This is a genomic window from Streptomyces chumphonensis (assembly GCF_014779715.1).
Taxonomy (GTDB): Bacteria; Actinomycetota; Actinomycetes; order Streptomycetales; family Streptomycetaceae; genus Streptomyces; species Streptomyces chumphonensis.
Genome location: NZ_JACXYU010000015.1, coordinates 80,035 through 100,149, shown reverse-complemented (window position 1 = coordinate 100,149; position 20,115 = coordinate 80,035). Strand labels below are relative to the sequence as shown.

Below are 20,115 nucleotides of genomic sequence, written 5' to 3'. Positions count from 1 at the left end.
GGGCCGGGGTTCGGGCTTCGGTGCTGTGGTCATGACGGGACCGTAGGGAGCGATCCCCGCGGCTTCCGTGACCGTACCGCTCAGTTTCGTTGACCGGGCCCGAGCCGGTAGCTGCGGGGCGTGGCGCCCGTCCATCGGCGGAAGGCCCGGTGGAAGGCGCTGGGTTCGGAGAAGCCGAGCTGTCGGGAGAGCGCCTCGATGGAGACGCGTCCGGAGGCGAGGGCGGCGATCGCGTGGTCCCGCCGCAGCCGGTCCCGGACCTGCTGGAACGACGTCCCCTCGGCGGCCAGTTGGCGGCGCAGCGTCTGCGGGCTGACGGACAGCCGGGCGGCGATCTGCTCGGGGGTGGGCAGCGGACCGGGCAGGGCCTGCCCGAGGAGGCGGCGGACGCGTGCGGAGACGGTCGCGGCGTAGTCGAGACGGGCGAGGACGTCCACGGGCGCGCGGCGCAGGAACGTCCGCAGCCCCTCGGCGTCCTGGAGCACCGGCTCGTCCAGGAGGGCGCGGTCGAAGACGATCGCGGTGCGCGGCGCGTCGAACACGCACGGGGCGCCGAAGAGCAGGGCGTACTCCGCCGCGTGGGCGGGCGCGGGGTAGGCGAACTCGGCGCGGCGCAGCGCGATCCGGCGCCGGAGCAGCCAGCCGGCGAAGCGGTGCCCGATGACCGTCGTGGCCTCCGAGCCGAAGTGCGCCGGGCCGTCGCAGTCGGCCAGGTCGAACTCCACGGCCGCCTCGTCCTCCGCGCCCCCGGTTTCGACCGGCCGGAGCCGGGGGCCGGCGGGGAAGAGGTCGTAGAACTCCCGGCATCGGCGCAGCGCGGCCCGCAGGTCGTGGCCGCCGCGCACGCCGCCGTACACGACGACCCGGCACATCATGGCGAACGTCCCCACCTTGAAGGGGATCGGTCCGAAGCCCAGCAGTTCGTCGTCCAGGGCGGTCCACAGGGCCTGGACGAGCAGGGTGAACTGGGCGGGCGACACCCGCGCGCGGTCGTCGTCCAGCGTTTCCGGCGCGATGCCCGCCCGGCGCAGGAGGGGTTCCGTGGGCAGGCTCCGCCGCTCGGCGCCGTGCAGGACGGCGCGGACGTGGTGGACGCTCACCGAGCGGGTCACCACCGCGGCCTCCCCGGCGCGCCCGGGTCAGGCGCGGCGAGCGGTGGGGTCATGGCCGGGGCCGGGGCGCCCCGGTGATGCTGGGGGGCACCGGCGGACCCGCCCGCCGGCCGTCCGCACCCACGCCCGTCCCCCCCTCCGACAGGAAGAGCCCCACCATGGACAGCGAGCTCTACACCGCCGACCACGACAGCTTCCGCGAGACCGTCCGCGCCTTCATGGAGCGGCACGTCGTCCCGTTCCACGACGCGTGGGAGAAGGAGGGCATCGTTCCGCGCGAGCTGTGGCGGGAGGCCGGGAAGCTCGGGCTGCTGGGTACGGACGTGCCGGAGGCCCACGGCGGCGGCGGGGTCGCGGACTTCCGGTACAACGCGGTCGTCAGCGAGGAGATCGTGCGGGCGGGCGCCTCGGGCGTCGGCTTCACGCTGCACAACGACGTCGTCGCGCCGTACCTGCTGCGGCTGACGACACCGGAGCAGAAGCGGCGCTGGCTGCCGGGCTTCTGCTCCGGGGAGCTGATCACGGCCATCGCGATGACGGAGCCCGGCGCGGGCAGCGACCTGCAGAACATCCGCACCACGGCCGTGCGCGACGGGGACCACTACGTCGTGCGCGGGTCGAAGACGTTCATCACCAACGGGATCAACGCCGACCTGGTCCTCGTCGTCGTGAAGACGGACCCGGAGCAGGGCGCGCACGGCACCAGCCTCCTCGCCGTGGAGCGGGGCATGCCCGGCTTCGAGCGGGGCCGCAACCTGGACAAGATCGGCCTCAAGGCGCAGGACACCGCCGAGCTGTTCTTCGACGACGTCCGGGTGCCGGTGGAGAACCTGATCGGTGAGGAGAACCAGGGCTTCGTCCACCTCATGGAGGCGCTGCCGCAGGAGCGGCTGTCGATCGCCGTCGTCGCCGTGGCGGTGTGCGAGCAGGTCCTGGAGGCGACGCTCGCCTACTGCAAGGAGCGGACGGCCTTCAACCGGCCGATCGGCTCCTTCCAGGCGAACCGCTTCACGCTGGCCGAACTGGCCACCGAGATCACGATCGCGCGGACCTTCCTGGACCGCTGCGTCACGCTGCACAACGCGGGCGGGCTGAGCGTCCCGGACGCCGCGATGGCCAAGTGGTGGACGACGGAGCTGCAGAAGCGGACCGTGGACACCTGTCTCCAACTGCACGGCGGATACGGCTTCATGTCCGAGTACCCGGTCGCGAAGGCGTTCCTGGACAGCCGGGTGCAGACCATCTACGGGGGCACCACGGAGGTCATGAAGGAGATCATCGGGCGCTTCCTCGGCCTGTGAGTGACGCCCGCCCGCCCGGGGGGCCGCGTCCGCGGTGCTCACCACGTGCGGCGGGTCAGGGCAGGAGGTACGCCTTGCGCCACAGGTGTCCGGCCGGTCCTCCGACGAGTCCGGCGTCCTGGAGGAAGGGCATGATCTTCTCCCCGGCGAACCGCACCGACGCCCGGTAGTGCGGGTTGGCGTGGGCGGCCCGCGTCGCGGCCCTCGGGTCGAGCCCGACGGCGGCGTAGGCGCGGGGGTTGAGCAGGCTGCGGGAGATGGCGAACGACACGGTGGCGATGAGCGTCTGCTGGTAGCTCAGCTCGGCCCGCCCGATGCCGCGCCGGGTGCCGCGGACGACCTCCTCGCGGGCGAAGGTGACGTGCCGGGCCTCCTCGACGATGTGGATGTGGTTGACCATCCGCAGCAGGGGCTGGATCGAGTCGTCGCCGACCATCTCGCGCTGCAGCCGGTCGGTGATCTCCTCGGCGACGAGGATGGAGCCGTACAGCGCGGGCCCGTAGGAGAGGGCGGGGAGGATCTTGGCGATCTGGTGGAGGAAGCGGGGCGGGCCGTAGTTGGGGCAGCCGATGCGCTCGACGAGGCGGGCGAACATGGTGACGTGCCGGCACTCGTCGGCGACCTCGGTGAGGGCGTACTGGACGTGCGCGGTCGTGGCGTCGCCGTTGTAGGCGGCCTTGACGAGCATCTTCATGAGCAGCAGCTCGAACCAGAGGCCGACGCTCGCGATGGTGGCCATCTCGTGCTTGCCCAGCTCGCGCCGCTGCTCGTCGGACATGCGCTCCCACAGCGGCGTCCCGTAGAGGGAGACGCGGTGCGGCAGGATGTAGTGCTTGTCCGGGTCCAGGGGGGCGTCCCAGTCGATGTCGATGTCCGGGTCGTAGGACTTCTTCGCCGACGAGGCGAGCAGCCGCGCGGCGGTCTTCTCGCGGTCTCCCACCTTCGCGTCGGTCCGTAGGCGTGCCATGCCACTCAACTCCCTCGGGACGGGGCCGGACCGCTGCCCGGGCACAGGGGGCGGCGTCCGCCGCAGTATCTGTTACCTCAAGTAGCGGTTACTTGGGGTAGCATGAGCGGCGCACGCGTGGGAGTCAAGAGCGGAAGTGGGCGTGAGGCCCGTGGACGGACGCAGGGAGCGGTGGAGCTCGCACCGCGCCGCACGCCGCGAGGAGTTCGTCGAGGCGGCGCTGCGCGCCCTCGCCCGGCACGGCCCCGAGCTGCGCGTCGAGCAGGTCGCGGCGGAGGCCGGGGTCAGCAAGCCGGTGCTCTACCGCCACTTCACGGACAAGGCCCACCTGCTCGCCGCGCTCCACGACCGGGTGGCGGTCCTGTTGATGGAGCGGCTGGAGCCCGCCCTCGATCCGGACGACCCGCCGCACCTGCGGATCAGGACCGGCGTCGACGCGTTCCTCTCGCTCCTGGAGGAGCACCCCAACCTCTACCTGCTGGTCAGCCGCACCGTGCCCGCCGGTGCGACGAACGAGGGCGAGGGCGTGCGGGCCGGCAAGGAGCTGGCCGCCCGGGCGCTCACCCAGCTCTTCGACGACTACCTGCACGCCTACGGGCTCGACACACGCGGTGCCGCGCCGATGGCGCACTCCGTCGTCGGCATGGTCCACAGCACGGCCGAATGGTGGCTGGAGAAGCGGTCGATGAGCCGTCAGGAGGTCGTGGACCACCTGAGCGAGACCGTCTGGGACTGCCTCGACGGCTATCTGCGGCGCCGTGGCGCCCGGTTGGACCCCGACACCCCCACCAGCCCCGACGACGTGCTCGCCGCCCGCGCCGAGCACACCCGAACCCCCGACTGAGGAGCCGCCGTGTCCGATGCCCGCCAGCTGCCCGCTCCGGACGAGCAGCCCGCCCCGCACGCCCCGCACGACGACGGGTACAGCGGGGCGGCCACGCTCGTCACCGACGGCGCCGAGCTCTCCGTCACCGTCGAGCTGCGCGGCCACTTCCAGCCGATCGACGGCCACTACCGGTGGTACGGGAGGCTGGCCGCCGATCCGGAGGTCACGCGCCTGCTGGGCGGACGGCGCGCCTCCGTGACGCTGCGCACCCCGCAGGGCCGGGCCCTCGCCGAGGCCGCCGACCCCGACCCGTGGGGCCGCTACCGCGTCACGGGCACGGGGACGCCGCCGTTCCGCACCGCGGGCACCCGTCCGCCCGGGATGTGAGGGCGCCGCTCAGCCCGCGCGCAGTTCCTCGGGCGGCGTCCGCTCCTCGTCCACCGGCTCCGTGCGTTCCAGCTCCGCCCACACGATGTAGCGGTAGGCGGAGCTGAACATCGGGGTGCACGTCGTCAGGGTGAGGTAGCGGCCCTCCTCTGTCTTCCCGGATCCCTCGGGGACGTCGGCGAGTACGCCGACGTTGTACTTCGAGGTCTCCGGCAGCTTCGCGTAGACCGTGTACACGTACCAGGTGTCCTTGGTCTCGAAGACGACCGGATCACCCTCGTCGATCTTGTGGATGTTGTGGAACTTGGCGCCGTGCCCGTCCCGGTGCGCGGCGAGGGTGAAGTTCCCCGACTCGTCCCACGGCATCGCGGACTTCTTCGGCTTCTCGTAGTACCCGGCGATGCCGCCGTTCAGCTTCTCCGGGTCGGTGCCGGGGAGGACGAGCACGTCGTCGTCGCTCATCGCGGGCACGTGCAGGAAGCCGATGCCGTCCTTCGGGTCGAAGTCGGCCGGAGCCCGGTCCTCCCCCGCGCCGTCCCCCTCCTCCTGTTCGGCCCACTGGTCGCGCAGCTCGTTGCTCTCCCTGCCGGCCTGGCGGTCGGCGAGGACGTTCGTCCACCACAGGGAGTAGGCGACGAAGAGGGCCATGACGAGGCCCGCCGTGATGAGGAGTTCGCCCAGGACGCTGACCGTCGCGGCGACGCGTCCGCGGGTGGGCCGGGACGGCCGCGGGCGCTCTTCGGTCTCCGCGCGCTCGTCCCGTTCGGTCACTGCCACGTGGTTCCACCGTTTCGATCATTGCGCCGGCCCGGCCGGCTATCCGACGAGCGCGTCCGGCTTCCCGTCGCCGCGCGGGCGCTCCTCGACCATTTTGCCCCAGACGATGAGACGGTACTTCGAGGTGAACTCGGGGGTACAGGTGGTCAGGGTCACGTAGCGGCCCGGCTCGGTGAAGCCCGACTTGGGCGGCACGGGGGCGATGACCTCCACGTCCGACGGCGTGGTCTGCGGCAGGACGCTCGTCATCTCGTAGACGTAGTAGGTGTCCGCCGTCTCGACGACGATGGGGTCGCCCGCCCGGAGCCGGTTGATGTAACGGAACGGCTCGCCGTGGGTGTTGCGGTGCCCGGCGACCGCGAAGTTGCCCTCCTCGTCCCAGGGCATCGCCGTCTCCAGGCCGGACGCCTCGTCGTAGTGGCCGACGAGGCCCTTGTCGAGGACGCCGTCCTTGTCGATCCCCTCGGCCACCGGGACGGCGACGTCCAACGTCGGCAGGTACATGAGGGCGAAGCCCTCACCGGGCTCGAAGGCGTCCGGCCGTCGCTCGGCCGCCTCCCGCGCGTCCCACTTCTCCTCCAGCCGACTGGTGGCCTGCTGCCTCTCGAATCCGGCCTGCACGTTCGTCCACCACAGCTGGTAGGCGACGAAGAGGAGCAGCAGCACGCCGCAGGTGATGAACAGCTCGCCGACGCCACGGCTGGCGATGACGGCGGCGTTCTCCTTGCGGGCGCGGGCGGCCCGGGCGGCGGCCCGGCGCCGCGCGGCGCGTCCCCCGACGGCCTCCCCGCCGTCCCGCCGTGCCGGGGGGCGGGCCCGCCGCAGGGCGACGGTCTCCGGATCGGGCTCCTCGCCGGGCGCCGGGACGGTCGGGGTGGCCGAGGCGGTCGGGGTGTCCGGGGCCGTGGGAACGGCCGGGACGGCCCGGGCGGGTGCCGGTGCCGGGGCGGCGGTGGGCCGGGGGGCGGGGTCCTGCGGGGGGCCGCCCGGGGTGTGCGGGCGGAACCAGGGGGAACCCCCGGCGTCCGGTGCCGGGCGTCGCGGCGCCGGGCTCCGCCGGTCCACGGGCCCCGCCCGGTCGGCCGGCTCCGCCCGCGCGTCCGGCTCCACCGGCCCGCCCGGCTCGGTGGAGGGGGGCCGCCGGCGGGGCAGCGGGTCGTTCAGCGGGTCGTCGAGGCGCCCGATCGCCGCCAGCAGATCCTGCGGATCGGCGTACGGGTCCTCGGGGGTCGTCACCTGCCGACCACCGGGGCCAGGCCCCGGGAGCGCTCGACGGCTCCGGCGTCACCGCACTCGGTGAGCCAGTTCGCCAGCATCAGGTGGCCCCACTCGGTCAGCACGGACTCGGGGTGGAACTGCACGCCCTCCACCGGCAGCTCCCGGTGCCGCAGGCCCATGATGACGCCGGAGTCGGTGCGGGCCGTGACCCGCAGGGCTTCGGGGACGGTGGCGGGCTCGGCGGCCAGCGAGTGGTAGCGGGTCGCCGTGAACGGCGAGGGCAGCCCGGTGAAGACGCCCGCGCCCTCGTGCACCACGGCCGACGTCTTGCCGTGCAGCAGTTCCGGGGCGCGGCCCACCACGCCGCCGTAGGCGACGACCATGGACTGCATGCCGAGGCACACGCCGAACACCGGGACCCCGGTGTCCGCGCAGTGCCGGACCATGTCCACGCACACCCCGGCCTCCTCGGGGGTGCCGGGCCCCGGGGAGAGCAGGACGCCGTCGAAGCCGTCCTGGGCGTGCGCGGTGCGCACCTCGTCGTTGCGCAGGACCTCGCACTCGGCTCCGAGCTGGTAGAGGTACTGGACGAGGTTGAAGACGAAGCTGTCGTAGTTGTCCACCACGAGGATGCGTGCGCTCATCGGTCCGCTCAGCCCTTACTCGTCGCCCGTGTCAGTTGTCGTCCACCGTCACGTCGCCGAACGGCAGCAGCGGTTCGGCCCACGGGAACACGTACTGGAACAGCACGAACACCGCCGCGAGGACGAGGACGAGCGAGATCAGCGCCCGCACGAGTGCGTTGCCCGGCAGATGCCGCCAGATCCAGCCGTACATGCCGTGGTGCCGTCCCTTCGGTCCCCGCCCGTGTCACGCGTAGCGGTGCGCCGGGTGCGGCGCTCCGTGCGGTCACCAGAGTACGTCGCCGGGGCGCGCCCGGGGCGTCAGTCCAGCGGCTCGGCGTACTGGAGGTCGACGGGGCCGGAGTAGCCGGGGAGCGTGGTGTCGTCGTGCCCCTCGACCTCCCAGCCGAGACCGTACGCCTCCACGTACTGCTTGTAGGTGCTGATGGCGGGTGAGCGGTCCAGTGCCTCCCGCAGCCGCTCCGGGTCGCCGACGGCCGTGACCTCGTAGGGCGGCGAGTAGAGCCGGCCCTGGAGGATCAGGGTGTTGCCGACGCACCGCACGGCGCTGGTGGAGATCAGTCGCTGGTCCATGACCTGGATGCCCTGGGCGCCGCCGGCCCACAGCGCGTTGACGACGGCCTGCAGGTCCTGCTGGTGGATGACCAGGTAGTCGGGCTCCGGCTCCGGCCAGCCGGGGAGGCGGGCGGTCGCGTCGGAGGGGGCGTCGGTGAGCGTCACCGTCAGGCCGGCGCCGCTGACCTCCTCCGTCTGGGCGGTGTCCGCGAGCTGCTCGGCCCGGCGGCGCTCGGCGGCGCTGCGGCCCTCGTCCCGCTCCTCGGCCAGCGCCTCGACCTCCTGGCGCAGCTCGGCGGTGGAGGACTCCAGCGTGCCGTTCTCGCGGCTGCGCTCGGCGATCAGGTCGGGCAGGCGGAGCATGGGGTCGTCACTGCGCAGGTCGGTGCCCTGCGCCGTGTTGAAGCTCACCCAGAAGATGAGGCCGGCCAGGGCGAAGACGCCGGCGCTGGCGGTCCGCGCGAGACCGGAGCGCAGCACGCGCCGAGGCCGTTCCGCGCCCGGGGGAGACGTCGACGAAGAGGTCACCGTACCCTTGTCTCCTTCCACCGCCTGGAACCACTACGCTAACGGACCACAGCACATCCGTTCAGCGCGCGGTCAAGCGCACCGACAGGAGACCCTCTCGTGCCGAAGTCCCGGATTCGCAAGAAGAAGGACGGTTACACCCAGCCCGAGGCGAAGCGGTCCAACAAGATCGACCTCTCCTCCGGTCGCAGTTGGGTCGCGCCGCTGATGCTGGCCATGTTCGCGATCGGGTTGGCCTGGATCGTCGTCTTCTACCTGACCGAGGGTTCCCTGCCCGTCGACGCGCTGGGCAACTGGAACATCGTGGTCGGCTTCGGCTTCATCGCGGTGGGCTTCGTCGTCTCCACGCAGTGGAAGTAGCGCGTCCCTTCCGTTTCCCCGTGACCGCGTCAGCGCTGGAGGGCCCCGTCCGCACCCGGCGCTGACGCGGACGTCTGCCCTTTCCCCGCTTCTTCGGGCTGGTCGGGGGCGTGCCGGGACAGCGTCCCGCATCGGGCCGAACCGGTTGTCCACAGGTTGTCCACAGGGCTGGGAAAAGTTCAGACGATCTGTGGATAACGCACATCGGGTTGACGCCGCCCGTCACGTCCGGACAAGCGTTCTCCCTTGTTCCCCCAGGGAAACGGACCTGTGTGCGAACGCCCGCGCGTCATGCACAAGATCCGCTACCACCTGTGGATAACTGCTCGTCCGGTGCCCGTCCGTCTCAGCCGAGCAGCGCGGACGTCCGGATGACGGCGGCGAGGACGAGGGCCCCGAGGAGCACCCCGCACGTCCCCCACTGCACCAGCGCCCGCCCCTTGCGCGGCGCGTGGATGAGGGCGAAGGCGAACACCGCGCCGATGATCAGACCGCCGAGGTGGGCCTGCCACGCCACCCGCAGTCCCGGAATGAAGCCGATGACGAGGTTGATCGCGAGCAGGACGAAGATCGGCCGCAGATCGTAGTTGAGCCGCCTCATCAGGACGGCGGTCGCCCCGAACAGGCCGAAGATCGCACCGGACGCGCCCAGCGACGGCTGGTTCTGCACGACGAGCACGTAGGACACGACGCTGCCGCCCAGCGCGGACAGCAGGTACAGGGCGACGAAGCGCAGCCGGCCCAGCGCCGCCTCCAGGGGCGGACCGAGGAACCACAGCGCCATCATGTTGACGCCGATGTGCCAGAACTCCGAGTGCAGGAAGGCCGAGCTCAGCAACCGGTACCACTCGCCGTCGGCCACCCCGACGACCTCCAGCCCGCCGGTCTCGACCTGCCCCGACAGGGCGAGGCCGATGAGCTGGAAGTCGTTGATGAACTGCCGCCCGAGCGCCAGCCCGACGACGAACACCGCGACGTTCAGCCCCAGCAGGATCTTCGTCACCAGGCGGGTGTCCTGCACCACCGTGCCGCCCGCCAGGGTGCGCGGCCGCACGGCCCGGCCGGCCGCCCCCGACGCGCCGCGCACGCACTCGGGGCACTGGTAGCCCACCGCGGCGTCGATCATGCAGTCGGGGCAGATCGGCCGGTCGCACCGGGTACAGCTGATGCCCGTCTCCCGGCCGGGGTGCCGGTAACACCCCGGCAGGGTGTGGCCGGGCCCCAGCCCGCCCTGCTGGTGCTCCATCGTCTTCCCCTTCGCCCTCTCGGCCGTGGCCGCCCCCACGCGACGGTCGCGGCCCCACCTGTATCGACGGACAGGTGGGGCGGACCGTTCCCCGGCCGCCGCGCCGCGGCGGACCGGGAGCGCGCGCTCAGCGGCGCTCGACGACCACCGACTCGATCACCACGTCGTTGACGGGGCGGTCCGTGCGCGGGTTGGTGTCGGTGGCGGCGATCTCGTCGACGATCTTCTTCCCGGCCTCGCTCGTCACCTCACCGAAGATGGTGTGCTTGCCGGTCAGCCACGTCGTCGGCGAGACGGTGATGAAGAACTGCGAGCCGTTCGTCCCCGGACCCGCGTTCGCCATGGCGAGCAGGTAGGGCTTGGTGAAGCCCAGGTCCGGGTGGATCTCGTCGCGGAACTCGTACCCGGGGCCGCCGGTGCCGTTGCCCAGCGGGTCACCGCCCTGGATCATGAAGCCGCTGATGACGCGGTGGAAGACGGTGCCGTCGTAGAGCTTGTCGGTCGTCTTCGCCCCCGTCTTCGGGTGCGTCCACTCCCGGGAGCCCTCGGCGAGCTCGACGAAGTTCTTGACGGTCTCGGGCGCGTGGTTCGGGAAGAGCTGGACCTCGATGTCGCCGCGGTTCGTCTTCAGGGTGGCGTAGAGCTGCTCGGCCACGATCTACCTTCCATAGTCCTTACTGACGGTCCCCGATCCTCCCATGGACCGCACGCCGCCGGGTCCGAGGCTCGCATCGGAGTGACGAACGGGCGACGTCGGGCGGCGCCGGCGTCCGGAGCGACGGAGTCGGCACGGAGCGTGGCATCGTCGGATCACGGGCCGTCCGGCTGCACGAAGTGCCCGAACCGGGGTACACGCAGCCGAACGCGTGACCCGAACGCCCGTCGAAGCATGCCGAATCCGCCGACGGGGGGCATGATCTCGATTCGGGTGTAAAGGCGAAGAAGGACGAGGATCGCCGGGGTACGAGTCCCCGGACCACGTGCCACCGAGGAGGAGGACACCGTGACCCGCAAGGACAGCGTGCGCGCCGCGACCGGCACCGCGAAGGAGAACGTGCGGCATGCCGCCGAGGTGGTGGGGCCCAGGGTGGGCCTGGCCGCGCGCCAGGCCCAGCACACCGCACGCGAACAGTACGCGGGCATGGTGGCGCCACGCCTCGCGCACGCCCGCACCGCACTGCCCCCGGCCGTGGACGACGCCGCCAAGCGCGCGGCCAAGCACAGCCGCAAGGCCGCCAAGGAGGCCCGGGGCTACGCCAAGGAGGCCGCGGCCTACGCCGCGCCGCGCGTCGAGGCGGCACGGGCCGCGGCGGCCCCCGCCCGGGAGGAGGCCATGGCCCGCTCCGCCGCCGCCCTGGCGGCCCTGCGGGGTGAGGTCACGGCGAAGGAGGTGCGGAAGATCACCCGCAAGCGCGCCCGCCGGGCGGCCTGCGGGCGGGGCCTGAAGCGGCTGACGGTGCTGGGCCTGGTCGCCGGTGCCGGCTACGCGGCCTGGCGCTGGTGGGACCAGCAGGCCAACCCGGACTGGCTGGTCGAGCCGCCCGCCCCGACCGACGTCTCGGAGGGCGGCGTCCCGTCGGACGCGTCGTCCCTCGACCCGGAGGTGGAGGCCAAGCAGGCCGAGGAGGCCGGGGACGCCGCACCGTCCGAGGGCGGCAAGAAGAAGGGCTGACGCGCCCGGAGCACCACGTGGGAGGAGCCGGACCCGTCACGGGTCCGGCTCCTCCCACGTGCGTCAACCGCGGGCCGGTCAGTCCTCGTCGCCGCCCCACTGGCCCTCGAAGAAGCCACCGATGGGGTTGTCGTCGCCGTTCCCGCCGTCGTCGTTCCCGTCCGGGACGGTCTGGATCGTGACGACGGAGCCCTTGGGCGCCTCCTGCTCCTCCTGCGGGTTGACCGCCGCGACGAAGGCGTTCTTGTCCGGTCCCTGGATCTGGACCTGGAAGCCCGCGTCCTGGAGCTTCTTGACCGCGGGCTGCACGCGCTCGCCCACGACCTTCGGCACCTTCACGTTCTCCTGCTCGGGCGCCTTGGCGACCTCCAGCGTCACCGTGCTGCCCTTGGCCGCCTGCTCGTTCCCGGACGGGCTCTGGCTGATGACGGTGTTCGGGGACTTGGAGCCGTCCTCCTTCTCCGTGACCTCGACCACGAAGCCGGCGCCCTCCAGCTGCTGGCGGGCCTGCTCGACGTCCTTGTTCGTCACCGGCGGGACCGTACGGGTCTCGGTACGCACGACGGAGAGCGTGACCTGGGTGCCGGCCTGGACCTTCTCCCCCCGGGCCGGGTCCTGCGCGATGACCGTCCCCTCGGGCTCGCTGGAGGAGGACACGGCCTCCTCCGTCACCTCGAAGCCGGCCTCCTGGAGCTCGCCGCGGGCGTCCTCGTAGGAGTCGCCCACCACGTCCGGCACCTCGATCGGGGCCGGGCCGTCGGACATGACCAGCGTGATCGTGTCGTTCCGCTCGACCTCGGTGTCGGGCTCCGGGTCCGTGCGGCAGACGGTGTCCTTCTCCTCCTCGCAGTGCTCCCGGGGCCCCTCGGAGACCTCCAGGCCGGTGTTCTGCGCCCGCTGGGTCGCCTCCTTCAGCGTGAGCCCGGTGAGCTTGGGCACGGCGACCGTGTCCGAGCCGCCTCCGCCGGACAGGGCCTTGCCGATGAAGATGGCGCCGATCAGCACGAGGATGCCGGCGGCGACGAGGAGGATCGTGGAGAGCTGGCTGTTCTTCTGCTCGCGGCGGCGACCGCGCGGCTCGTCGTACCCGTACCCGCCGTCGTCGTCGCGCATCGGCGGCAGCATCGACGTCTGTCCGGCGCCCGCCGTGCGCAGGGCCTGGGTGGGACGGTCCTCGGCGTGCGCGTGGGCGGCGCCGTAGCCCGCGCCGTACCCGGCGGCGCCGAGCGCGGCGGCGGCGCCGACCGGCTGCCCGTCGAGGGACGCCTCCAGGTCGGCGCGCATCTCGTCCGCGCTCTGGTAGCGGTAGTCGGGGTCCTTGGCGAGGGCCTTGAGGACGATGGCGTCCTGCTCCGGGGTGATCTCCGGGTCGAAGACGCTCGGCGGCTGCGGCTCCTCGCGCACGTGCTGGTAGGCCACGGCGACCGGGGAGTCCCCGACGAAGGGGGGCCGGACCGTCAGCAGCTCGTAGAGCAGGCAGCCGGTCGAGTAGAGGTCGCTGCGCGCGTCGACGGTCTCGCCCTTGGCCTGCTCCGGGGAGAGGTACTGGGCGGTGCCGATGACGGCGGCGGTCTGCGTCATCGTCATCCCGGAGTCGCCCATGGCGCGGGCGATGCCGAAGTCCATGACCTTGACCTGGCCGCCGCGCGTGAGCATGACGTTGGCCGGCTTGATGTCGCGGTGCACGATGCCGTTGCGGTGGCTGTACTCCAGGGCCTGGAGGATGCCGGCGGTCATCTCCATGGCCCGCTCGGGCAGCAGCTTGCGCCCGGAGTGCAGGAGCTCGCGGAGCGTGGAGCCGTCGACGTACTCCATGACGATGTACGGGATCGAGATGCCGTCGACGTAGTCCTCGCCCGTGTCGTACACGGCGACGATCGCGGGGTGGTTCAGCGAGGCGGCCGACTGGGCCTCGCGCCGGAACCGGGCCTGGAACGTGGGGTCACGGGCGAGGTCGACGCGGAGCGTCTTGACGGCGACGGTGCGGCCCAGACGGGTGTCGTGGGCCAGGTAGACCTCGGCCATGCCGCCGCGGCCGAGCACCTGGCCCAGCTCGTACCGCCCGCCTAGGCGACGCGGCTCGTCCATATCTCCAGCCCTCTCCGTTCGTCCGGACCGCACCGGCGTGGGGTCCGGCGGCGTGCTGCTCGGCATACGGTACCCGGACGCGGGCGGGCCACCGGAACGCCGAGCGACGCCTCGACGTCTGTGCGCAAGGTCACTGACGGCCCTCCAGCACGGCCCGCATGACGTCCTTCGCGATGGGGGCGGCCAGGCCGCCACCGGACACTTCGTTCCGCTGGGCGTCGCTGTCCTCGACCACCACGGCGACGGCGACCGGTGAGCCGTTGTCCGTCATGGCGTAGGAGATGAACCACGCGTAGGGCGTCTCACTGTTGTCCACGCCACGCTGGGCGGTACCCGTCTTGCCGCCTACGGTGACGCCCTCGATCTGGCCGTTGGTTCCCGTGCCGTCCTCGACCACGGTCTCCATCATCTGCTGGATCTTCTTGGCGTTGGAGGCGGAGATCGGCTGCCCCATCTCCTGCGGCTCGTTCTGCTCGACGACGCTGCGGGGGCCCTCCAGCCGGTCGACCATGTAGGGCTGCATGAGCTTGCCGTCGTTGGCGATCGCCGCCGTGATCATGGCGATCTGGAGCGGCGTGGCCCGGTTGGACGCCTGCCCGATGCCGGCCATCGCGTTCTGCGGGGCGTTGTCCTCGGGGTAGACGCTCTCGGCCGTGCGGATCGGGACGAAGAGTTCCTCGTTGTAGCCGAACTTCTCCGCCATCCCCTTCATCTCCTCGTTGCCGAGGTCGGCGCTGATGCCGGCGAAGGTGGCGTTGCAGGAGTACTGGAGGGCGACGCGCAGGGTGGCGTCGTCGCACGGGGGGTTGCCGAAGTTGGTGAGCTCCTTGTCGGTCTGCGGCAGCTCGTACGGGTCCTCGATGCCCGACTTCTCGTCGATGTCGTACTTGCCGCTCTCCAGCGCCGCGGCCGCGGTGAGCACCTTGAAGGTGGAGCCGGGCGGGTACGTCTCGCGCAGCGCCCGGTTGAGCATCGGCTTGTCCGGGTCCTCGTTGAGGGCGACCCAGTTGTCGCTGGCCTTCTCGTCGTTGCCGACGATGGAGCCGGGGTCGTAGGAGGGGGTGCTGGCCAGGGCGAGGATGGCGCCGGTGCGCGGGTCGATGGCGGCGACGGCGCCCTTCTTGTCCCCGAGGCCCTCGAACGCCGCGCGCTGGGCGGCGGCGTTCAGGGTGGTGACGACGTTGCCGCCCTCCATCGGCTTGCCGGTGATCATGTCGATGGTGCGGTTGAAGAACAGCCGGTCGTCGTTGCCGGTGAGGATCTTGTCGTGGATGCCTTCCAGCATCGTGGCGTTGAACACCGACGCGTGGCCGGTCACCGGCGCCCACATGGCGCCGTCCTTGTACGTGCGCTGGTACTGGAAGTCGCGGCTGTCGGTCTCGGTGGAGCCGGTGACGGCCTTGCCCTCGACGATGATGTCGCCGCGCGGGTGGGCGTAGCGCTCGATCAGCACCCGGCGGTTCTTGTCGGAGGAGCTGAGCTCCTCGGCCTGGACGAACTGCACCCAGTTGACCCTGACCAGCAGGGCGATCACCAGGATTCCGCAGAAGACGGCGATCTTGCGGATGGGCTTGTTCACGACCGCACCACCTGGGTCATCTCGACGTCGGGATTCGGGGCGGGCGCCGGCGCCGGGCGGCGCGCGGTGTCGCTGATCCGCAGCAGGATGGCGAACAGGGCCCAGTTGGCGATGACGGACGAACCGCCCTGCGCGAGGAAGGGCATCGTCATACCGGTGAGCGGGATGAGCGCGGTGACGCCGCCCGCGACGACGAACACCTGGATCGCGAAGGCGCCGGACAGGCCCACGGCGAGCAGCTTCCCGAAGGGGTCGCGGGCGGCCAGCGCCGTCCGGATGCCGCGTTCGATGAGCAGGCCGTACAGGACGAGGATGGCCATCATGCCCGTCAGGCCCAGCTCCTCGCCGACGGTGGCGAGGATGTAGTCGCTCTTGACGGCGATGCCGCCGATGAGGCGGGTGAAGCCCTCACCGAGTCCGGAGCCGAAGAGGCCGCCGGAGCCGAAGGAGTACATCACCTGGGCGGTCTCCGTGACGCCGCCGTTGGCGCCGAGCTGGAGCGGGTTGAGCCAGTTGTCGACGCGGTCCTGCACGTGCGTGGTCGTGGACGCCACGACGACCGCGCCGGCGGCGGAGAGCAGCAGGCCGAAGAGGACCCAGCTCGTGCGCTCGGTGGCGACGTAGAGCATCACGACGAACATGCCGAAGAACAGCAGCGAGGTGCCGAGGTCGGTCTCGAAGACGAGGATCATGAGGCTGAGGGCCCAGATCGCCAGGATCGGCCCGAGGTCGCGGCCGCGCGGCAGGTAGAGCCCCATGAAGCGGCGGCTGGCCAGGGCGAGGGCGTCGCGCTTGACCATGAGGTACCCGGCGAAGAAGACCGTGATGACGATCTTCGCGAACTCGCCGGGCTGGAGGGAGCCGACGCCGGGGATCGTCACCCAGATCTTCGCGCCGTTGACGGGCGGGAAGAACATCGGCAGCGCCAGCAGCACGAGCGCGACGGCCATGGAGATGTAGGTGTAGCGCTGGAGGATGCGGTGGTCCTTGAGGAAGACCAGGACCGCGAGGAACAGCGCGACGCCCAGCGCCGACCACATCAGCTGGCCGGGTGCGGCGTTCTCCGGCCGCACGCCGGGCTCCTGGTCGAGCCGCCAGATCAGCACGAGGCCGAGCCCGTTGAGCAGGGTGCAGATCGGCAGGATCAGCGGGTCGGCGTACGGGGCGAACTTCCGCACCAGCAGGTGGGCGACGCCCGCGAGCAGGCCGAGGCCGAGGCCGTAGCCGATCATCCCGGCCGGGAGGGTGCCGTTCTTGGCCAGGCCCACGTTGGCGTAGGCGAAGACGGGGATCACGACGGCGAAGACGAGGAGACCGAGCTCGGTGTTGCGGCGGCTGGGCAGCCCGCCCGCAGAGACCGTGCTCGTACCACCCGTGGTGCTGTTGCTGCTCATATGAACTCGCTGCCCCTCACGGCGTCCGGCACTGCTTCGCGAGCCGCTGCTGTTCGTCGGTCAGCCGGGGGCCGGGAGCGGGGTCGTCCGCCACCGGTTCGCGACCGTCCTCACCGCCGGGCTGGGAGCTGTCGGCGTCCTCCTTGGCCTCCTCGGCGGACGCCTTCTGGTCGGCGACGATCTCGCAGACCTCGGCCTGGTCCCCCAGCTTCTGGATCTTGTCCTCGGCCTGGGCCAGGGTGCCCATGGAGATGGTCTCCTTGACCTGGTTGCGCTGGTAGACGGGCAGGTACTTGAGTTCGATGCCGGTGTCCTCCCGGACCTCGCCGAGGTCCAGCGGGCCGAGCTTCTGGTTCAGCCCCTGGTAGAGGGCGACCCGGTCGCCCTCCGCGCCGATGTAGTACTGCCCTCTCGACCACTTCCAGGCCGCGTACAGGCCGCCGCCGAGCAGGGCGAGGGCGAGCACGATGAGCAGGCTCCGCTTGACCCAGCCGCCCTTGCGGGCCTTGCGCCGCCGGGCGGGCTCCTCGGCCGGGCCGTCCTCGTCCGTCCACTCCCCGAACGCGCCGGTGGCCGCGCCGCTGCCGGGCGGGCCGAAGCCCTCCTGCCCGTCCGCGGGGCCGGGCTGCTGCTGGGGCACGGAGCGGCTCAGCTCGGCGGCGCGGGAGGCCGGGGTGGCCTGCGCGCCGGGGCCGCCGGGCGGGTTCTGCGTCTCCGCGACGGCGCCGACGACGACCGGTGTGTCGTTGAGCTGGGCGGCGGGGGTGTCGTTGCCGTCGACGTCGAGGACGTCGGCGATGATCACCGTGATGTTGTCGGGGCCGCCGCCGCGCAGGGCGAGCTGGATCAGCTCCTCGACCGTCTCCTGCGGCCCCTGGTAGCTGCCGAGGGTCTCCTCCATCGTCTGGTGGCTGACCACGCCGGAGAGGCCGTCGGAGCAGATGAGGTAGCGGTCGCCGGCGCGGACCTCGCGGATCGAGAGGTCCGGTTCCACCCGGTCGCCGCTGCCCAGCGCGCGCATGAGCAGGGAGCGCTGCGGGTGGGTGGTGGCCTCCTCCTCGGTGATGCGGCCCTCGTCGACGAGTCGCTGCACCCAGGTGTGGTCCTGTGTGATCTGGGTGAGGACGCCGTCGCGCAGCAGGTAGGCGCGGGAGTCGCCGACGTGGACGAGGCCGAGGCGCTGCCCCGTCCACAGCAGGGCGGTGAGGGTGGTGCCCATGCCCTCCAGCTGCGGGTCGTCCTCGACCATCACGCGCAGCTGCTCGTTGGCGCGCTGCACGGCGTCGCCGAGCGAGGTGAGGACGTCCGAGCCGGGGACGTCCTCGTCCAGCTCGACGATGGTGGAGATCACCTCGGAGCTGGCGACCTCGCCGGCGGCCTGGCCGCCCATGCCGTCGGCGACCGCCAGCAGCCGGGGCCCGGCGTAACCGGAGTCCTCGTTGTGGTCGCGGATCATGCCGTCGTGTGATCCGGCGGCGAAACGCAGTGACAGACTCATGCGCACCTCGCCCGTCGGCTCCGGGTACATCCGCACGCTGCCCACCCTCCGGTCGTCATGTTCGTCTACTTCCGCAGCTCGATGACCGTCTTGCCGATGCGCAGCGGCGCACCGGGCGGGATCGGCGTCGGGGTGGTGAGTCGGCTCCGGTCCAGGTACGTGCCGTTGGTGGAGCCGAGATCCTCGACGATCCACTGGCCGTCGCGGTCCGGGTAGATCCTGGCATGCCGGCTCGACGCGTAGTCGTCGTCCAGCACGATCGTCGAGTCGTGGGCGCGGCCGAGGCTGATCGTCTGGCCCTGGAGGGCGACCGTCGTGCCGGTCAGGGAGCCCTCGGTCACGACGAGCTTCGTGGGCGCGCCCCGGCGGCCCCGGCCGCCGCGTCCGCCGCCGGTGGACTGCTGCTGCGGACGGGCCTGCGGGCGGTCCGGGGCGCGGCGGGCCTGCGCTCCGGTCCGCTGGGTGACCCGGGTGCCGAACAGGTCGCTGCGGATGACCTGTACGGCCACGATGACGAACAGCCACAGTACGGCGAGAAAACCCAGCCGCATGACCGTCAGGGTCAGCTCTGACATTGCCCCCGCTTCACCCTTCGGCTTGCCGGTAAATGATCGTGGTGCTGCCCACGACGATGCGTGAGCCGTCGCGGAGCGTAGCGTGCGTCGTCCGCTGTCCGTCCACCACGATGCCGTTGGTCGAACCGAGGTCCTGCACGACGACCGTGGGGCCGGTGCGGATCTCGCAGTGCTTGCGGGAGACGCCGGGATCGTCGATCCGGACGTCGGCCTCGGTGGAACGCCCGAGGACGAGGGTGGTGCGGGAGATCTGGTGCCGACTGCCGTTGATCTCCACCCACCGCCGGACGGGGCCGGGCGCTCCGGGCGGGCCGGGCGGCGGGGCGGACGGCATGCGCGGCGCGCCCTGGGGCATCGGGGGCAGGCCGCCGCCGTGGTCGCCCGGGGCTCCGGACTGCGAGGTGCTGGCGGCCATCGTGCGGCTGCGCACGCGGTAGAGGCCGGTGTCGAGGTCGTCGGCCTTCTCCAGGTGCACCTTGACCGAGCCCATGAAGGTGTAGCGCTGCTGCTTGGCGTAGTCGCGCACCATGCCGGCCAGCTCGTCACTGAGCTGCCCCGCGTAGGGGGCGAGCCGCTCGTAGTCGGGGGCGCTCAGCTCCACGATGAAGTCGTTCGGGACGACCGTGCGGTCCCGGTTCCAGATCGTGGCGTTGTTGTCGCACTCGCGCTGGAGCGCGCCGGCGATCTCCACCGGCTGGACTTCGGACTTGAACACCTTGGCGAAGGTGCCGTTGACGAGGCCTTCGAGTCGCTGCTCGAAGCGCTTGAGAACTCCCACGGTGCACCTCCTTCCCAACTTCCGGTGTCCTAGTACGCCTGCGCCGGGCGGGCAGGGCGCAGCGGCCGGTACTGCTTACTGATCGTATCCACGCGCCGGGAAAACGACTGGTTCCGCTTCGTTCCCCGACGTCGGGGGTGTCACCTCTCACACGGGATCGTAGAGGCGTCCGGCTCCCAGTGTCCCCCACCCGGCGGTGGTCGCGGGGCGGCCGTTACGGATGTGAGAGCACTCCCGGCACCGTGCTAGTCTTTTGGACGTCGCCAGGGAGCGGCCCGAAGCGGAACGGAGTCATCCGAACGGCGGAGGAAGGTTCCTCACGACACACCCATGCGCGGGTGGCGGAATAGGCAGACGCGCTGGATTCAGGTTCCAGTGCCCGAAAGGGCGTGGGGGTTCAACTCCCCCCTCGCGCACATCGACGTCACGGTCGGCATCGTTCACGGTGTCGGCCGTGACGCGTTTCCCGGGGCCGGCCGGCTCGTCGTCGGGCCGGTTCGGCCCGGTGGGACGTCGTGTCCCTCACGCCCCGCATGCCCGCGCCCCACGGCCGGTGAGAGTTCAAGGTCACAGGTGTGCGCCGGTGCGCTCGTCAGTGCGAAGCCCTAGC

General features: G+C 71.7%; 20 protein-coding genes and 1 tRNA gene. 6 read left to right on the top strand and 15 right to left on the bottom strand.

What is annotated here, in order from left to right; all coding sequences use genetic code 11:
• Positions 1–80: 80 nt before the first annotated feature.
• Entirely contained in the window at positions 81–1,112 is a 1,032-nt protein-coding gene (locus IF129_RS22475; protein ID WP_318153890.1) for an AraC family transcriptional regulator, read from the bottom strand.
• A gap of 158 nt (positions 1,113–1,270) precedes the next feature.
• Between IF129_RS22475 and IF129_RS22470 the strand changes: the two genes are divergently transcribed.
• The gene (locus tag IF129_RS22470) at positions 1,271–2,413 is read left to right on the top strand and encodes an acyl-CoA dehydrogenase family protein (protein WP_191211606.1); all 1,143 of its coding nucleotides are present in this window, start codon (positions 1,271–1,273) and stop codon (positions 2,411–2,413) included.
• 55 nt (positions 2,414–2,468) lie between these two features.
• On the opposite strand, the gene IF129_RS22465 is transcribed toward IF129_RS22470, so the two are convergent.
• Entirely contained in the window at positions 2,469–3,380 is a 912-nt protein-coding gene (locus IF129_RS22465) for an AurF N-oxygenase family protein (protein ID WP_191211605.1), read from the bottom strand.
• A 142-nt stretch (positions 3,381–3,522) separates the two neighbouring features.
• Here IF129_RS22465 and IF129_RS22460 point away from each other — a divergent pair, with 142 nt between their 5' ends.
• Entirely contained in the window at positions 3,523–4,224 is a 702-nt protein-coding gene (locus IF129_RS22460; RefSeq protein WP_191211604.1) for a TetR/AcrR family transcriptional regulator, read from the top strand.
• Between the two features lie 9 nt (positions 4,225–4,233).
• Positions 4,234–4,593 (top strand): DUF4873 domain-containing protein, encoded by a 360-nt coding sequence (locus tag IF129_RS22455; RefSeq protein WP_318153889.1) that lies wholly within the window; start codon positions 4,234–4,236, stop codon positions 4,591–4,593.
• Positions 4,594–4,602: 9 nt separating this feature from the next.
• Here IF129_RS22455 and IF129_RS22450 read toward each other — a convergent pair whose 3' ends face one another.
• The 5 genes from IF129_RS22450 to IF129_RS22430 all read right to left on the bottom strand — a co-directional run bounded on the left by IF129_RS22450 (position 4,603) and on the right by IF129_RS22430 (position 8,315).
• Positions 4,603–5,370, bottom strand: coding sequence for a class E sortase (locus tag IF129_RS22450; RefSeq protein ID WP_191211603.1), 768 nt, complete (start codon positions 5,368–5,370; stop codon positions 4,603–4,605).
• Positions 5,371–5,409: 39 nt separating this feature from the next.
• Positions 5,410–6,606 (bottom strand): class E sortase, encoded by a 1,197-nt coding sequence (locus tag IF129_RS26815; protein WP_318153888.1) that lies wholly within the window; start codon positions 6,604–6,606, stop codon positions 5,410–5,412.
• Positions 6,603–7,232: an aminodeoxychorismate/anthranilate synthase component II gene (locus tag IF129_RS22440; RefSeq protein ID WP_191211602.1), complete on the bottom strand. Its 630-nt coding sequence runs from the start codon at positions 7,230–7,232 to the stop codon at positions 6,603–6,605. Before IF129_RS22440 ends, IF129_RS26815 begins: the two co-directional genes overlap by 4 nt.
• 31 nt (positions 7,233–7,263) lie before the next feature.
• Positions 7,264–7,425, bottom strand: a complete 162-nt coding sequence (locus IF129_RS22435; protein WP_191211601.1) for a hypothetical protein — start codon at positions 7,423–7,425, stop codon at positions 7,264–7,266.
• 107 nt (positions 7,426–7,532) lie between these two features.
• The gene (locus IF129_RS22430; RefSeq protein ID WP_381479913.1) at positions 7,533–8,315 is read right to left on the bottom strand and encodes a DUF881 domain-containing protein; all 783 of its coding nucleotides are present in this window, start codon (positions 8,313–8,315) and stop codon (positions 7,533–7,535) included.
• A gap of 99 nt (positions 8,316–8,414) precedes the next feature.
• Between IF129_RS22430 and crgA the strand changes: the two genes are divergently transcribed.
• The gene (crgA, locus tag IF129_RS22425; RefSeq protein ID WP_191211600.1) at positions 8,415–8,675 is read left to right on the top strand and encodes a cell division protein CrgA; all 261 of its coding nucleotides are present in this window, start codon (positions 8,415–8,417) and stop codon (positions 8,673–8,675) included.
• 346 nt (positions 8,676–9,021) lie between these two features.
• Here the strand turns inward: crgA and IF129_RS22420 are convergent, their stop codons facing one another.
• Together IF129_RS22420 and IF129_RS22415 are read right to left on the bottom strand one after the other, a co-directional pair.
• Positions 9,022–9,921: a rhomboid family intramembrane serine protease gene (locus IF129_RS22420; RefSeq protein WP_191211599.1), complete on the bottom strand. Its 900-nt coding sequence runs from the start codon at positions 9,919–9,921 to the stop codon at positions 9,022–9,024.
• Between the two features lie 127 nt (positions 9,922–10,048).
• A complete protein-coding gene (locus tag IF129_RS22415) occupies positions 10,049–10,576 on the bottom strand; it encodes a peptidylprolyl isomerase (protein WP_191211598.1) in 528 nt (175 codons plus the stop codon).
• Between the two features lie 348 nt (positions 10,577–10,924).
• Here IF129_RS22415 and IF129_RS22410 point away from each other — a divergent pair, with 348 nt between their 5' ends.
• The gene (locus IF129_RS22410; RefSeq protein ID WP_191211597.1) at positions 10,925–11,593 is read left to right on the top strand and encodes a DUF5324 family protein; all 669 of its coding nucleotides are present in this window, start codon (positions 10,925–10,927) and stop codon (positions 11,591–11,593) included.
• Between the two features lie 78 nt (positions 11,594–11,671).
• Here IF129_RS22410 and pknB read toward each other — a convergent pair whose 3' ends face one another.
• The 6 genes from pknB to IF129_RS22380 all read right to left on the bottom strand — a co-directional run bounded on the left by pknB (position 11,672) and on the right by IF129_RS22380 (position 19,505).
• Complete coding sequence (gene pknB, locus IF129_RS22405; protein ID WP_191211596.1) at positions 11,672–13,681, bottom strand: Stk1 family PASTA domain-containing Ser/Thr kinase; 2,010 nt, start codon at positions 13,679–13,681, stop codon at positions 11,672–11,674.
• A gap of 130 nt (positions 13,682–13,811) precedes the next feature.
• Positions 13,812–15,260, bottom strand: coding sequence for a peptidoglycan D,D-transpeptidase FtsI family protein (locus tag IF129_RS22400; RefSeq protein ID WP_191211595.1), 1,449 nt, complete (start codon positions 15,258–15,260; stop codon positions 13,812–13,814).
• A complete protein-coding gene (locus tag IF129_RS22395; RefSeq protein WP_191211594.1) occupies positions 15,257–16,654 on the bottom strand; it encodes an FtsW/RodA/SpoVE family cell cycle protein in 1,398 nt (465 codons plus the stop codon). Before IF129_RS22395 ends, IF129_RS22400 begins: the two co-directional genes overlap by 4 nt.
• Positions 16,655–16,670: 16 nt before the next feature.
• Positions 16,671–18,152 (bottom strand): Stp1/IreP family PP2C-type Ser/Thr phosphatase, encoded by a 1,482-nt coding sequence (locus IF129_RS22390; protein ID WP_224755401.1) that lies wholly within the window; start codon positions 18,150–18,152, stop codon positions 16,671–16,673.
• A 65-nt stretch (positions 18,153–18,217) separates the two neighbouring features.
• Positions 18,218–18,727 carry an FHA domain-containing protein FhaB/FipA gene (locus tag IF129_RS22385; protein WP_191211592.1) on the bottom strand — a complete coding sequence of 170 codons (510 nt, stop codon included), beginning with the start codon at positions 18,725–18,727 and terminating at the stop codon, positions 18,218–18,220.
• Positions 18,728–18,737: 10 nt separating this feature from the next.
• Positions 18,738–19,505 (bottom strand): FhaA domain-containing protein, encoded by a 768-nt coding sequence (locus tag IF129_RS22380; RefSeq protein WP_191211591.1) that lies wholly within the window; start codon positions 19,503–19,505, stop codon positions 18,738–18,740.
• Between the two features lie 332 nt (positions 19,506–19,837).
• On the opposite strand from IF129_RS22380, the gene IF129_RS22375 reads away from it, so the two are divergent.
• Positions 19,838–19,921, top strand: a tRNA-Leu gene (locus IF129_RS22375).
• The last annotated feature ends 194 nt before the right edge of the window (positions 19,922–20,115 follow it).

Excerpts from the sequence above, each read along its gene's own strand:
- IF129_RS22390 (WP_224755401.1), bottom strand. The coding sequence starts at position 18,152 with ATGAGTCTGTCACTGCGTTTCGCCGCCGGATCACACGACGGCATGATC.
- IF129_RS22440 (WP_191211602.1), bottom strand. The coding sequence starts at position 7,232 with ATGAGCGCACGCATCCTCGTGGTGGACAACTACGACAGCTTCGTCTTC.
- IF129_RS22470 (WP_191211606.1), top strand. The coding sequence starts at position 1,271 with ATGGACAGCGAGCTCTACACCGCCGACCACGACAGCTTCCGCGAGACC.
- IF129_RS22395 (WP_191211594.1), bottom strand. The coding sequence starts at position 16,654 with ATGAGCAGCAACAGCACCACGGGTGGTACGAGCACGGTCTCTGCGGGC.
- IF129_RS22435 (WP_191211601.1), bottom strand. The coding sequence starts at position 7,425 with ATGTACGGCTGGATCTGGCGGCATCTGCCGGGCAACGCACTCGTGCGG.
- IF129_RS22420 (WP_191211599.1), bottom strand. The coding sequence starts at position 9,921 with ATGGAGCACCAGCAGGGCGGGCTGGGGCCCGGCCACACCCTGCCGGGG.
- IF129_RS22385 (WP_191211592.1), bottom strand. The coding sequence starts at position 18,727 with ATGTCAGAGCTGACCCTGACGGTCATGCGGCTGGGTTTTCTCGCCGTA.
- IF129_RS22465 (WP_191211605.1), bottom strand. The coding sequence starts at position 3,380 with ATGGCACGCCTACGGACCGACGCGAAGGTGGGAGACCGCGAGAAGACC.
- pknB (WP_191211596.1), bottom strand. The coding sequence starts at position 13,681 with ATGGACGAGCCGCGTCGCCTAGGCGGGCGGTACGAGCTGGGCCAGGTG.